A 12,878-nucleotide genomic window follows, 5' to 3' on the forward strand; every position below is an offset into this window, starting at 1 on the left:
GTGCGGTACAACCGGGTGAACTCGAACGGAAGGCGCCCATCGAGCGTGCCGTCGGTCAGGGTCAGCAGTTCTTCACCGGTGACCATCGACACCGGGCAGCCGTTGGTGCAGGTCAGCGGCGCGCAATCGGCGCTGTCGCCGTTGGGGTTTTTCGCTTGATCGGGGTTGTCGTCGTGACGCTCGTCTTTTTTCAGGACGGCATTGCGTTTCGCATCCCAGCGCAGTTGCATGCGGCCCTTTTTCACTCCGGCGGCAATGCCCCGCGCGGCGACAGTTTTGTACTGGTCGACGTAATGGATGAACGTGTTGACGATGCCGAACATCGCCTTGACCAGGCGTTTCACAACCGTGAGCAACTGGGCGGCGCGATCCGCCAGGCGTAGCGTGAGATAAGCGATCCCGGCGCCAGCCCCGACGAATGTCAACACAACGCCGATCAGCACATCGATCAGCACCTGCACGATCATCATTGACGCCGTTTCAGCGGTTTTGCCGGCGATCTGGCTGGGCGGCAGCATCTCCAGCCAGAGACTCGCACTGCGCAGCAGCAAACACAGCGCCGCCTCATCGCTGACCAGCAACTGCAACTTTTGCATGACATCCGGAGCTGATTCTGCGAGGCGGATCAGATCGGCCGCGCCGCTTCCAAGGCGATCGGCAAACGCCCCTGGATCCTGCAGAATCTCCGACAGCATGCCGATGCTGTCCCATACCCCCTCGATCGCCGCCCAACTCCCGGCGAGCATGCCGTTGCCCGCCGCCGTCGCCACCGATTGCGACCACTGTGGCTTGAACCCCTGCCACTCGCTGCGCAGCCAGCCATCCAGCTCGCCGGTCAAGCCGTCGTAGGACTTGAACAGCGCTTTGATCTGCTCCGGGGTAACGTCGCTGTGCACCTGCACGCGATAGAACTTGCCTGGCGTACCGGTGAATGTTCCCCGGCCTTGCGCATCAAGTGCGACGGGGGAGATTTGGCCATCATCCACCGCGACCACATCCACCACGATGTCGCCCAGCGGAATGTCGTACACCGACTCGAATTTGCTCTCGATCGCCAGCACCCCGCTTTTCGGGCACTGCACGGCGCCGGAGGCAAACTCGCTGTCGCCCGTGCTGACGGCGGTAACGCGATCACCGAAGCGGATGATCCGCTCCATGCCCATCAGCGACGGCAGATCCGCCGCATGACTGACCTGGTCGGCCGCACTGCTGAACCAGTGTTCAAGCTGCTGGCGATAGAGGCTGAGGGTGTCGGGGAAACTGTCGAGTTCCTGCTCGATACGGCTGACGACTTCCATCAGCGCACGCGACGATGCGGGGTGGAATGAAAAACCGGGTCAAACATGAGCGTTCCCTCGCACAAAAATTAGGCGCGGGGACTTTGCGGGGGATCAATCAGGAAAGAAGTCAGGCGAGTAGGCGTTTACTGTAGGACTAATCTGCAAAAGACCGACTACTACAAAACGTATAGCGATAAACGCAAACGTGGCGTGAGGTTTCCCTCACGCCACGTTTATCGAGCGATACAAAATCATTTACCGGGTTTAATCCCGAGCGCTCAACTCTTTGAGTTTGAGCTCGGCCAACGGGTGACCGGCCTTGGCGGCCAGCGTCCACCAGCGCGCCGCTTCGCTCGGATCCGGCGCTTTGCTCGGAGTACCGGCCAGGCTGATCACGCCGACCTGATAGGCCGCTTTGCCATCGCCGGCGAGCGCCGCCAGACGCAACAGCCGCACACCCTCTTCGCGGGCACCCAGGCCAACCCCGCGAAACGTCAGAATGTGCCCATAAAAGCTTTGCGCGCCGACATCGCCAAGATTGGCCATGCGCGCAAACTGCCCTTCGAGCCAGCGCCAGCCTCTGGGCTGGCGGACAAACCACGACCAGTGAAACAGCCTACGGGCCAACCAGTAACTGGCCGACGCCTTGAGTCGCAAGAACACTCAGGCCTCCGCCGATTCCGGGTACTCGTATTCGAACACCCTGACCACTTCCGACGCATGCCAGGAAGCAGCCGCGACGCCATCGGATGGCCCGGAAAACCGCCCCAGACGCTCGACACATTCAAAGAAACCGGTACGTGGCAAACGGCTGGCACCCTGGCTGATCACCAGCGAACTGCGCAATGGCTGTTCGGCCTTGGCATCCAGTGCGGCCAGATGCTCAAGTGCCGCGGTCAGAGTCTGCATCGCCGGCGTCGGCAGTTGCAAACGTTCGAGCAAGGCTCGATAGGTCAACAGATGGCGCTGCCTGCGCGCCTGATCCAGCTCCCCCAGCAATCCGTCCCAATGTTGACGACTGATGCGTACGCTCACGATTCATCCCTCCAACCCGGCACCGTCAGTTCCCAGGCCAGGCTGCGACGAATCGCGGCGTCAGGTTGACGCTCGCCGCTTTCGATCATGGCCAGATAAGACGGGCTGATGCCTACCGTGCGGGCCAGCGCCTCAATGGCGATGCCCTTCCCTTCGCGCAAACTGCGTAGTTGATCCAGACCTGGAAGAATCGGGTCCGGCGTTGCGGCGGCCGGCGCTGGCGCCCGCTGCTGCGGTGCTTCGTTGATGCCTGCTGCTTTCAGTAGAGCCTGATACTGGACCCATGGCAGAACCGCATATTCGGGTTCGCCATCGCGTGCAATTATCTGAATATCCATGACTACCCCGTAGGACAACAACACTTAGCGAGTCGGCACTTTTCCCTAGAAGTGTAATCCTAACAGCGGCCAAGGTCGCGGGGGGTATCTATCTGTCTGCAGGCGAGAGGAATCAGGGCTTTTTCGGGCCCTGAAGCTGAAGTTGCTCAGGGGTATCAGGCAGGCGCTCGACCACCGCGAGTTTTTCCGGCTGCTGCCGGTTGCGCCAGAGCCGAAAAGCATTGAGCTCATCGTCGAGAGTTTTCATCAGCCAGGCCAGAACGGCGATGTCATCGAGCATACCGAATACCGGAATGAAATCCGGAATCGCATCCACCGGGCTGAGGAAGTACATCAGGCCCGCCACCACCGAAACCAGAGCCTTCGGACTGATGGCCCGATACTCGCCGCGCCAGTAGGACAGGCACAGTGCCTGGAGCAAACGCAGATCATCCTTGAGTTTGCCAAGGCGATTGCCTTGCGCGGCACCTTTGCTCGCCACCGCAAACAACAGGGTCGGCAGCCGCCCACGCGCCAGCAATCGACCGGCGAGGGGCAGAAATCGGGCGAAATTCCACGGCGCTTTCATCTATTTCTCCCGTTGAAATGTTATCCACACAAATTGTGGATAACCTTGTGAACAGAGCTGCATTTCAGCGCTGAAAGCCCCGTTTTATAAGGGCCGCGCTCAGATCGGGCGTTTTTTACTCACATAAAAAACCCCAATATTTCATTGACTTGGCGGCTCAGGGCGTCTAGCGCTGGCGACCTCAATCTCTAGGACTGCTGTAAGCGCCATCCGTTCGCTCTGTTTACCGTCAGCTTCGTCCAGATGCAACAACGCCCCGCATAAGCGAGGCGTTGTCTTCGAAGCTACAGCCGATTACTTGGCGGCAGCGTCTTCTTTGGCTGGATCCTTGATAGCCAGCAGTTCCAGGTCAAAGACCAGAACCGAGTTGGCCGGGATTGCCGGGCTTGGCGATTGCGCGCCGTAAGCCAGATCGCTAGGGATGTACAGTTTGTACTTCTCGCCAACGTGCATCAGTTGCAGACCTTCAACCCAACCCGGGATCACGCCGCTGACCGGCAGATCGATCGGGCTGCCACGTTCAACGGAGCTGTCGAACACGGTGCCGTTGGTCAGCTTGCCGGTGTAGTGAACAGTCACGACGTCGGTAGGCTTAGGCTGTGGGCCGTCGGCTTTCTTGACCACTTCGTACTGCAGACCGGAAGCGGTGGTGGTGACACCAGGCTTCTTGCCGTTTTCTTCGAGGAATTTCTTGCCGGCGGCTGCCGACTCTTCGCTCATCTTGGCCATACGCTCTTCAGCACGCTTTTGCAGCGCGGCGAAGGCTTCGACCAGTTCTTCATCTTTCAGCTTCTGTTCTTTCTTGCCAACGGCATCTTCGATGCCCTGGGCTACCGCTTTGGAGTCCAGATCATCCATGCCTTCCTGAGCAAGGCTCTTGCCCATGTTCAGGCCGATACCGTAGGAAGCTTTTTGCGCCGGGGTTTTCAGCTCTACGCTGGTCTGCGAATCACAACCCGCGAGGACCAGGCTAACCAGGGCTACCGCCGCCGCCAACCGATGCTGTTTCATGCTATTTCCTTGTTCATGCGCCGAAAGGGCAATCGAGTAAAGCCGCGAGCTTATCAGGCCGCCACGACCAATGGCTACCGGCATGAGAGCAGGAAACGTCCGATAAGTTCAGGGATTAAAACGCATTCAGGCAAAGGGACGATGAAGCTTCTGTCATCTGAAGCTGACAAGGACTGACGGGACTTCCTACGACAGTTGGCGTAATGGCCACTTGCCGCACCAGCAACGACTGAGGCATAACAAGGCAACAACTCGACAAGGATGTTTATCTTGCGCCTCTTATACCGTGTGCTGGCATTGATCATTGTGCTGCTGGGCCTCGCCCTGGCGGTGGTACTTTATTACGTCGCCAACCCGAAATTGCCCTTCTACACCCCGCCCCAACAGGTGCATTACCTGCAGCAGTGGAGCGAGGAGGAACGCCAGACCTACTATTTCACCCCGCAGGGCACGCAGGTCAAAGGCCTGCGCTATGAATGGTTTCAGGCGCTGGAATTGCCCTTCTCGCAGCAGCGTTTCGCGTCCCCGGAATACCTCGCACGCTTCGGTTTTCTGGTTGATCCACAGCAGAAAGCCACGCCGAACAACCCCGGCAATCTGCCGGTCGGCTTTGCCCGCCACGCGAATCCCGGTGGCAGCGAGCAATATCTCGATATCACCTGCGCCGCCTGCCACACCGGAGAATTGCGCTTCAAGGGCCAGGCCGTGCGAATTGACGGCGGATCGGCGCAACATGTCTTGCCTTCCAGCGTTCCGACATTGCGTGGTGGCAGTTTCGGACAAGCCTTGGTCGCCAGTCTGGCCTCGACTTACTACAACCCGTGGAAATTCGAGCGCTTCGCCAAAAATGTTCTGGGCGATGACTACGAGAAACGCCACGAGCAACTGCGCAAAGACTTCAAGCAATCGCTGAACACCTTCCTCAAAGTTGCCTGGAACGACACGCATCGCGGCCTCTACCCGACCGAAGAAGGCCCGGGTCGCGCCGATGCGTTCGGCCGCATTGCCAACGCCACGTTCGGCGACGCGATCTCCCCCACCAACTACCGCGTGGCCGACGCCCCGGTGGACTACCCGCAACTGTGGGACATGTGGACGTTCGATTGGGTGCAGTGGAACGGCTCGGCGCAGCAACCGATGGCGCGCAACATCGGCGAGGCACTGGGTGTCGGCGCCACGCTGAATTTCTTCGACAGCAACGGCCAGCCACTGCAGGGCGATGCGCGTTATGCCTCGAGTGTGCGCGTGCGGGATCTGCACCAAATCGAAGAAACCCTGCAACGTCTGCAACCGCCGGCATGGCCGGAAAATGTCCTGGGCGCCATCGACAAACCGCTGGCCGCCAAGGGCCGTGCGCTGTTTGCCGAGAACTGCGCCGGTTGCCACGTGCCGCGCCAGACTCAGGAGGGCGAACGCTGGGTGCAGCATTTGCACATGCTGCCGGTGGAGGTGATCGGCACCGACCCGAATGCCGCGACCAACATTGCCACCCACCGTTTCGACCTGACGCCGCTGCAATGGGACCTGAAAGAGCTGGAGCAGATGGCTGTGAAGTTGCATCCGACGCCTACCGAACCACTGGATCTGAGCCAGCTATCAGTGGCCAAGGGCCTGGCCTATGTAACCGCCTTCGTCGAGGACCGCGCCTATCGCGAGGCCGGCGTCACCGCTGAGGAAAAGCCACAACTCGACGGCTTCGGCCTGCCGATCGGCGTGCGCGAAAAGGTCGCGTACAAGGCCAGGCCGTTGGCCGGTATCTGGGCCACCGCGCCGTTTCTGCACAACGGTTCGGTACCGAGTATCTATCAACTGCTGTCACCGCAGGATGAACGCGCCATGACTTTCTATAAAGGATCGTTCGACTACGACCCGCGCCATCTGGGCTATCGCACCGAAGCCTTTACCAATGGTTTCCTGTTCGACACGCGAATCTCCGGCAACCACAACAGCGGTCACGAATTCCGCGCCGGCGAGCGCGGCAATGGGGTTATCGGCCGACTGCTGCAACCAGAAGAACGCTGGGCATTGCTGGAGTACCTGAAAGTACTGGGCGGGCCATTGGAGGCGCAATTGCCATGATGATCAACCCGTACAAAAGACCGTCGATGTTCGCCCGAGTCTGGTTATGGCTGGGGCGCCTGCTAGGCAAAACCCTGCTGACATTGTTGATTATCGGCCTGCTGAGCTGGGCCATCGCGACCGCGTGGTTCGCCTGGCAGCAGCGCGGCCCGGTGTCGGCGCAGGAACAGATTCCCGCCGGTGAAGCGGCGATGACCCAGGACGTGATCCAGACCGCCGTACGCATCGTCGATCAACATCGCGAAAGCACGCGTTATCTGCGCGACGCGCATGCCAAGGCCCATGGCTGCGTGAAAGCCGCAGTGACGGTGCTGCCGGAACTGACACCAGCGCTGCGCCAAGGGGTGTTCAGCGAACCGGGCAAAACCTGGCAGGCAATGATTCGCCTGTCCAATGGCAACGCCTACCCGCAGTTCGACAGCATCCGCGACGCCCGGGGCATGGCAATCAAACTGCTCGATGTTCCCGGAAAACAACTGCTAGGCGACCACCTGCAGCGCCACGAGCAAGACTTCGTGATGTTCAGCCACCCGAACTTCTTTGTCAGCGATGTCGCTGAGTATCGTCAGAATGTGGCGGCTCAGGCTGATGGCAAAAAGATCATGGCGTTTTTCCCCGGTTGGGATCCACGCACCTGGCAGATCCGCCACCTGTTCATAGCGTTGGCCACCCTGGCGCCGCCACCGGACAGCCCGACGGAGACTACGTACTTTTCGGTATCGCCCTACAAATTCGGTGAAGCGAATGTGAAGTTTCGAGTCGCGCCGGATCCGGATAATTGCCCGGCGTATGCCCTGCCTCCGCAAAATCGCGACCTGCCGAATTTCCTGCGCAGCGCCTTGAACCAACAACTGTCGACAGATCGGGTGCCGGCGTGTTTTGTCCTGCAGATTCAGCGCCAGGATGCGAACAAGTACATGCCGATCGAGAACACCAGCATCGAATGGCGCGAGCAGGATTCACCGTTCGAAAGTGTGGCGCGAATCACCTTGCCTGCGCAGGACTTCGACACGCCGGCCTTGAATCTGGCGTGTGACAACCTGTCGTTCAACCCGTGGTTTGGTATCGAGGCGCATCGGCCGATTGGCGGGATCAACCGTTTGCGCAAAGCGGTGTATGAGGCGGTGAGCGATTATCGGCACAGCCGCAATGCCGAACAGTGAGAATCACAACCCCTGTAGGAGCTGCGGCACGCTGCGATCTTTTGATCTGGCTTTTACGGATCAAAAGATCGCAGCGTGCCGCAGCTCCTACAGGGGAGATCGAGTGATTTCTCAAATCGCAGACAGCAAAAAGCCCGCACTCGGCGGGCTTTCTGTGGTGACCTGACGTTCAGTGGGTCCAGGTGACCGAATATGGCGCAGCGGACGGGACTCGAACCCGCGACCCCCGGCGTGACAGGCCGGTATTCTAACCGACTGAACTACCGCTGCGCGAAACGCTTGAAACGAATGGTGGGTGATGACGGGATCGAACCGCCGACATTCTGCTTGTAAGGCAGACGCTCTCCCAGCTGAGCTAATCACCCTTCGCTTCGTTATGGGGCGCATTATGCCACAAGTTTTCGTAATGTGTTGATTTAATTGAAGTTTTTTTCAAAAAAATCCGAAAACCGGTGAAACGACACAAACCCGATGGAACAAGGTACAAACTTGAGACAGAAAAAAACCCGCTTCAGCGGGTTTTTCCGTGGTGACCTGGCGTTCAGTGGTCCAGGTTACCGAATATGGCGCAGCGGACGGGACTCGAACCCGCGACCCCCGGCGTGACAGGCCGGTATTCTAACCGACTGAACTACCGCTGCGCTAAACACTTGAAACGAATGGTGGGTGATGACGGGATCGAACCGCCGACATTCTGCTTGTAAGGCAGACGCTCTCCCAGCTGAGCTAATCACCCTTCGCTTCGGTGTGGCGCGCATTCTACGGAGCGACCCAACCTCTGGCAAGCACTTTTTTAATTAATTTTCTCAGGCCTTCCAAAGGCTTAGAGAAGGGTTGGCCTATGCCCCGGCGAAGACAATAATGCCCCCCTTTGTATAAAGGAGAGACTCACCCCATGTGGTTCAAAAACCTGCTGATCTATCGCCTGACCCAAGACCTGCCTGTCGATGCCGAGGCGCTGGAAACTGCACTGGCCACCAAACTGGCGCGTCCATGTGCAAGCCAGGAGTTGACCACCTACGGTTTCGTCGCGCCGTTCGGCAAAGGCGAAGATGCTCCACTGGTGCACGTCAGCGGTGACTTCCTGCTGATCGCTGCGCGTAAAGAAGAACGTATTCTGCCCGGCAGCGTCGTGCGCGACGCGGTCAAGGAAAAGGTCGAAGAGATCGAAGCCGAGCAGATGCGCAAGGTCTATAAGAAGGAACGCGATCAGATCAAGGATGAAATCATCCAGGCATTCCTGCCGCGCGCCTTTATCCGTCGTTCGTCAACCTTCGCCGCCATCGCGCCGAAACAGGGCCTGATCCTGGTCAACTCGGCCAGCCCGAAACGCGCCGAAGACCTGCTCTCCACCCTGCGTGAAGTGCTCGGCACCCTGCCCGTCCGTCCGCTGACCGTGAAAACCGCGCCGACTGCCGTGATGACCGAGTGGGTCACCACCCAGCAAGCGGCCCCGGACTTCTTCGTTCTGGACGAGTGCGAGCTGCGCGACACCCACGAAGACGGCGGCATCGTGCGTTGCAAGCGTCAGGACCTGACCAGCGAAGAAATCCAGCTGCACCTGAGCACCGGCAAGGTCGTCACTCAGTTGTCGCTAGCCTGGCAGGACAAGCTGTCGTTCATGCTCGACGACAAGATGACCGTCAAACGCCTGAAGTTCGAAGACCTGCTGCAGGATCAGGCGGAGCAGGACGGTGGCGACGAAGCCCTGGGCCAACTGGATGCCAGTTTCACCCTGATGATGCTGACCTTCGGCGACTTCCTGCCGGCACTGGTGGAAGCGTTGGGCGGTGAAGAGACGCCGCAGGGGATCTAAGAGCCCTGGCATGCACCCTCTTCTTATAGAGGGTGCCTGAAAAACAAAGATCGCAGCCTTCGGCAGCTCCTACATTTGGAATATGTTTTCCTGTAGGAGCTGCCGAAGGCTGCGATCTTTTTGCTAGCACCGTATGCTTAGCTTCCTAACGCTTTCACATAATAAGGAACAAGCCATGCGCGCACTGGCTGCACTCAGCCGTTTTGTCGGCAACACCTTCGCTTACTGGGTTCTGATTTTCGCCGTGATCGCGTTTCTGCAGCCGACGTGGTTCCTCGGCCTCAAGGGCGCGATCGTGCCGCTGTTGGGGCTGGTGATGTTCGGCATGGGCCTGACCCTCAAACTCGATGACTTCGCCGCCGTCGCCCGCCATCCCTGGCGCGTGGCTTTGGGCGTGGTCGCGCATTTTGTGATCATGCCCGGTGTGGCGTGGTTGCTCTGCCAGATTTTCCACCTGCCGCCGGAAATCGCGGTCGGGGTGATACTGGTCGGCTGCTGCCCTAGCGGCACGTCTTCCAACGTCATGACCTGGCTGGCCCGCGGCGATCTGGCGCTGTCGGTGGCGATTGCTGCCGTCACCACCCTCCTCGCCCCGCTGCTGACCCCGGCGCTGATCTGGCTGCTGGCTTCGGCGTGGTTGCCGGTTTCGTTCATGGAATTGTTCTGGTCGATCCTGCAAGTGGTGTTGCTGCCGATCGTGCTTGGTGTGGTCGCGCAACGCGTGCTCGGCGACAAGGTGCGCCACGCGGTGGACGTGTTGCCACTGGTGTCGGTGGTCAGCATCGTGATCATCGTCACCGCCGTGGTGGCCGCCAGTCAGGCGAAGATCGCCGAATCCGGTCTGCTGATCATGGCCGTGGTGATGCTGCACAACAGCTTCGGCTACTTGCTGGGTTACTTCACCGGACGCCTGTTCAAATTGCCACTGGCGCAGCGCAAGTCGCTGGCGCTGGAAGTCGGCATGCAGAACTCGGGGTTGGGTGCTGCTCTGGCCAGCGCGCACTTCTCGCCGCTGGCGGCGGTGCCGAGCGCGTTGTTCAGCGTCTGGCACAACATTTCCGGGGCACTGCTCTCGACCTGGTTCCGGCGCATGAGCGAGAAACAAGACCGTGACGCGCTGGCGCAGCAGCCAGCCGACTGACCGGGAAACTTGATCCCCGGATTAATGCTCGGCAGACTATTGCACTACGCGGGGACGACCCTGCGGCTCGATCGAGTTATCAATCTGGGGACGGCCCCGTCAATCGATGGAGGTCTCTCATGTCCTGGATCATTCTGTTTTTCGCCGGCCTGTTCGAAGTCGGCTGGGCCGTCGGCCTGAAATACACCGACGGCTTCACCCGCCCGCTCCCCACCGTCCTGACCGTTGCGGCCATGGCCATCAGCCTTGGCCTGCTGGGTCTTGCAATGAAGGAATTGCCGTTGGGCACGGCTTATGCGATCTGGACCGGGGTCGGTGCCGTGGGCACGGTGATTGCCGGAATCATTCTGTTTGGCGAGTCGATGGCATTGATTCGGCTGGCCAGTGTGGCGTTGATCATTACCGGGTTGATTGGCCTCAAGGTCAGCGCTTAGGCCACTACCGCTTTCGCGAGCAGGCTCGCTCCCACATTGGAATGCATTTCAAATGTGGGAGCGAGCCTGCTCGCGAAGGGGCCCAATCAATACATCTACCTGACTGCCCCGCGCAACGCCCCCACCATCCCCTGCAATTTCGCCGGCTCCGCGGCCTCAACCTCCACCGCCGAACCCGCCACCAACGTCACCCGCGACCACAACCGCTTGAACACCCCCTTGTTCGGATCGCGGCTGAAGAAACTCCCCCACAACCCCTGCAACGCCAGCGGAATCACCGGCACCGGCGTCTCTTCGAGAATACGCGTCAGGCCGCCCTTGAACTCGTTGATCTCGCCATCGGTGGTCAACTTGCCTTCCGGGAAGATGCACACCAGCTCACCGTCCTTCAGATACTGGGCAATCCGGGTGAAGGCTTTTTCGTAGATCTGGATGTCTTCGTTGCGTCCGGCAATCGGAATTGTTCCCGCCGTGCGGAAGATAAAGTTCAGCACCGGCAGGTTGTAGATTTTGTAGTACATGACAAAGCGAATCGGCCGACGCACCGCACCGCCAATCAGCAGCGCATCAACGAACGACACGTGGTTGCACACCAGCAGCGCCGCGCCCTCGTCCGGGATCGCCTCGAGGTTGCGATGCTCGACGCGGTACATGGAATGGCTGAGGAGCCAGATCATGAAACGCATGCTGAATTCGGGGACGATCTTGAAGATGTAGGCGTTGACGCCGATGTTCAGCAGCGACACCACCAGGAACAGCTGCGGAATCGACAGTTTGACCACACTCAGCAACACGATCGAAACGAGCGCCGAGACCACCATGAACAGGGCGTTGAGAATGTTGTTGGCGGCAATCACCCGCGCCCGCTCGTTCTCGGCGGTGCGCGACTGGATCAACGCGTACAGCGGCACGATATAGAAGCCGCCAAAAATACCGAGGCCGAGAATGTCGACCAGCACCGCCCAGGTATGCGCAAAGCCCAGCACTTCAGTCCAGCTGTGGCCGGTGACGCTCTCCGGGATTCCCCCGGAATGCCACCACAGCAGCAGGCCAAACACGGTCAGACCGAACGAGCCGAACGGCACCAGACCGATCTCGACCTTGCGCCCGGAGAGCTTCTCGCAAAGCATCGAACCCAGCGCAATCCCCACCGAGAACACGGTGAGAATCAGCGTCACCACGGTTTCGTCGCCGTGCATCCATTCCTTGGCGTAGGCCGGAATCTGCGTCAGGTAAATCGCCCCGACAAACCAGAACCACGAGTTGCCGACAATCGAACGCGACACCGCAGGGGTCTGGCCCAGACCAAGTTTCAGCGTGGCCCAGGACTGGCTGAAGATGTTCCAGTTCAGGCGCATCTCCGGCGAGGCCGCCGCCGCGCGTGGAATGCTGCGACTGGCGAGATAACCGAGCACCGCAATTCCGACAATCGCGGTCGACACCAGTGGCGCGTAATGGGTCGAGGACATGATGACGCCAGCGCCGATGGTCCCGGCAAGGATCGCCAGAAACGTACCCATCTCCACCAGCCCGTTGCCGCCGACCAGTTCATCCTCACGCAGCGCTTGCGGCAGGATCGAATACTTCACCGGCCCGAACAGCGCCGAATGCGTGCCCATGGCAAACAGCGCCACCAGCATCAGCGACAGGTGATCGAACAGAAAGCCGATTGATCCGACGGCCATGATCGCGATTTCCGCGAGTTTGATCAGACGGATCAGCGCGTCCTTGGCGAATTTTTCCCCGAACTGCCCGGCGAGCGCCGAAAACAGGAAGAACGGCAGGATAAACAGTAGCGCACACAGGTTGACCCAGATCGAGCGGTCACCTTCGATGGTCAGCCGATACAGAATGGCGAGGATCAGCGACTGCTTGAACACGTTGTCGTTGAACGCGCCCAGCGACTGCGTGATGAAAAACGGCAGGAAGCGCCGGGTGCGAAGCAGGTTGAACTGTGAGGGGTGACTCATCTTCCGTGTTTCCCTGAGGTCGGTAGAGAATGGCCTGGATCTG

At 59.6% G+C, this 12,878-nt stretch carries 12 protein-coding genes and 4 tRNA genes; 5 read left to right on the forward strand and 11 right to left on the reverse strand.

The window, feature by feature from the left end:
• From BW33_RS17485 to BW33_RS17510, 6 genes are all read right to left on the reverse strand, one after another.
• On the reverse strand, nucleotides 1–1,298 hold a 1,298-nt coding region (locus BW33_RS17485; protein ID WP_047600217.1), incomplete at its 3' end, for a DUF6531 domain-containing protein.
• Between the two features lie 246 nt (nucleotides 1,299–1,544).
• Complete coding sequence (locus BW33_RS17490; RefSeq protein ID WP_047600218.1) at nucleotides 1,545–1,943, reverse strand: SEL1-like repeat protein; 399 nt, start codon at nucleotides 1,941–1,943, stop codon at nucleotides 1,545–1,547.
• Nucleotides 1,944–2,315, reverse strand: a complete 372-nt coding sequence (locus BW33_RS17495) for a hypothetical protein (protein WP_003223109.1) — start codon at nucleotides 2,313–2,315, stop codon at nucleotides 1,944–1,946.
• On the reverse strand, nucleotides 2,312–2,653 hold the full coding sequence (locus BW33_RS17500) for a helix-turn-helix domain-containing protein (RefSeq protein ID WP_047600219.1): 342 nt from the start codon (nucleotides 2,651–2,653) through the stop codon (nucleotides 2,312–2,314). The genes BW33_RS17495 and BW33_RS17500 overlap by 4 nt, the downstream gene beginning before the upstream one ends.
• A gap of 112 nt (nucleotides 2,654–2,765) precedes the next feature.
• A complete protein-coding gene (locus tag BW33_RS17505; protein WP_047600220.1) occupies nucleotides 2,766–3,221 on the reverse strand; it encodes a YkvA family protein in 456 nt (151 codons plus the stop codon).
• A gap of 294 nt (nucleotides 3,222–3,515) precedes the next feature.
• Entirely contained in the window at nucleotides 3,516–4,232 is a 717-nt protein-coding gene (locus BW33_RS17510; RefSeq protein WP_007966725.1) for an FKBP-type peptidyl-prolyl cis-trans isomerase, read from the reverse strand.
• A gap of 270 nt (nucleotides 4,233–4,502) precedes the next feature.
• Between BW33_RS17510 and BW33_RS17515 the strand changes: the two genes are divergently transcribed.
• Nucleotides 4,503–6,311 (forward strand): di-heme-cytochrome C peroxidase, encoded by a 1,809-nt coding sequence (locus BW33_RS17515; RefSeq protein WP_047600221.1) that lies wholly within the window; start codon nucleotides 4,503–4,505, stop codon nucleotides 6,309–6,311.
• Complete coding sequence (locus BW33_RS17520) at nucleotides 6,308–7,474, forward strand: catalase family protein (RefSeq protein ID WP_047600222.1); 1,167 nt, start codon at nucleotides 6,308–6,310, stop codon at nucleotides 7,472–7,474. Before BW33_RS17515 ends, BW33_RS17520 begins: the two co-directional genes overlap by 4 nt.
• 193 nt (nucleotides 7,475–7,667) lie before the next feature.
• On the opposite strand, the gene BW33_RS17525 is transcribed toward BW33_RS17520, so the two are convergent.
• From BW33_RS17525 to BW33_RS17540, 4 genes are all read right to left on the reverse strand, one after another.
• A tRNA-Asp gene (locus BW33_RS17525) sits at nucleotides 7,668–7,744 on the reverse strand.
• A 19-nt stretch (nucleotides 7,745–7,763) separates the two neighbouring features.
• Nucleotides 7,764–7,839: transfer RNA gene (locus BW33_RS17530), tRNA-Val, on the reverse strand.
• A 199-nt stretch (nucleotides 7,840–8,038) separates the two neighbouring features.
• A tRNA-Asp gene (locus tag BW33_RS17535) sits at nucleotides 8,039–8,115 on the reverse strand.
• Nucleotides 8,116–8,134: 19 nt separating this feature from the next.
• Nucleotides 8,135–8,210, reverse strand: a tRNA-Val gene (locus BW33_RS17540).
• Nucleotides 8,211–8,369: 159 nt separating this feature from the next.
• On the opposite strand from BW33_RS17540, the gene rdgC reads away from it, so the two are divergent.
• The 3 genes from rdgC (at nucleotide 8,370) to sugE (ending at nucleotide 10,865) form a co-directional block, all read left to right on the forward strand.
• On the forward strand, nucleotides 8,370–9,290 hold the full coding sequence (gene rdgC, locus BW33_RS17545; protein WP_047600223.1) for a recombination-associated protein RdgC: 921 nt from the start codon (nucleotides 8,370–8,372) through the stop codon (nucleotides 9,288–9,290).
• A 175-nt stretch (nucleotides 9,291–9,465) separates the two neighbouring features.
• On the forward strand, nucleotides 9,466–10,431 hold the full coding sequence (locus BW33_RS17550) for a bile acid:sodium symporter family protein (protein WP_047600224.1): 966 nt from the start codon (nucleotides 9,466–9,468) through the stop codon (nucleotides 10,429–10,431).
• Between the two features lie 119 nt (nucleotides 10,432–10,550).
• Entirely contained in the window at nucleotides 10,551–10,865 is a 315-nt protein-coding gene (sugE, locus tag BW33_RS17555) for a quaternary ammonium compound efflux SMR transporter SugE (protein ID WP_003223093.1), read from the forward strand.
• 95 nt (nucleotides 10,866–10,960) lie between these two features.
• Here sugE and BW33_RS17560 read toward each other — a convergent pair whose 3' ends face one another.
• Nucleotides 10,961–12,835: an MFS transporter gene (locus BW33_RS17560; RefSeq protein ID WP_047600225.1), complete on the reverse strand. Its 1,875-nt coding sequence runs from the start codon at nucleotides 12,833–12,835 to the stop codon at nucleotides 10,961–10,963.
• Nucleotides 12,836–12,878: the final 43 nt, after the last annotated feature.

Origin of the sequence: Pseudomonas sp. RIT288, assembly GCF_000631985.1 — a bacterium.
Lineage (GTDB): Bacteria > Pseudomonadota > Gammaproteobacteria > Pseudomonadales > Pseudomonadaceae > Aquipseudomonas.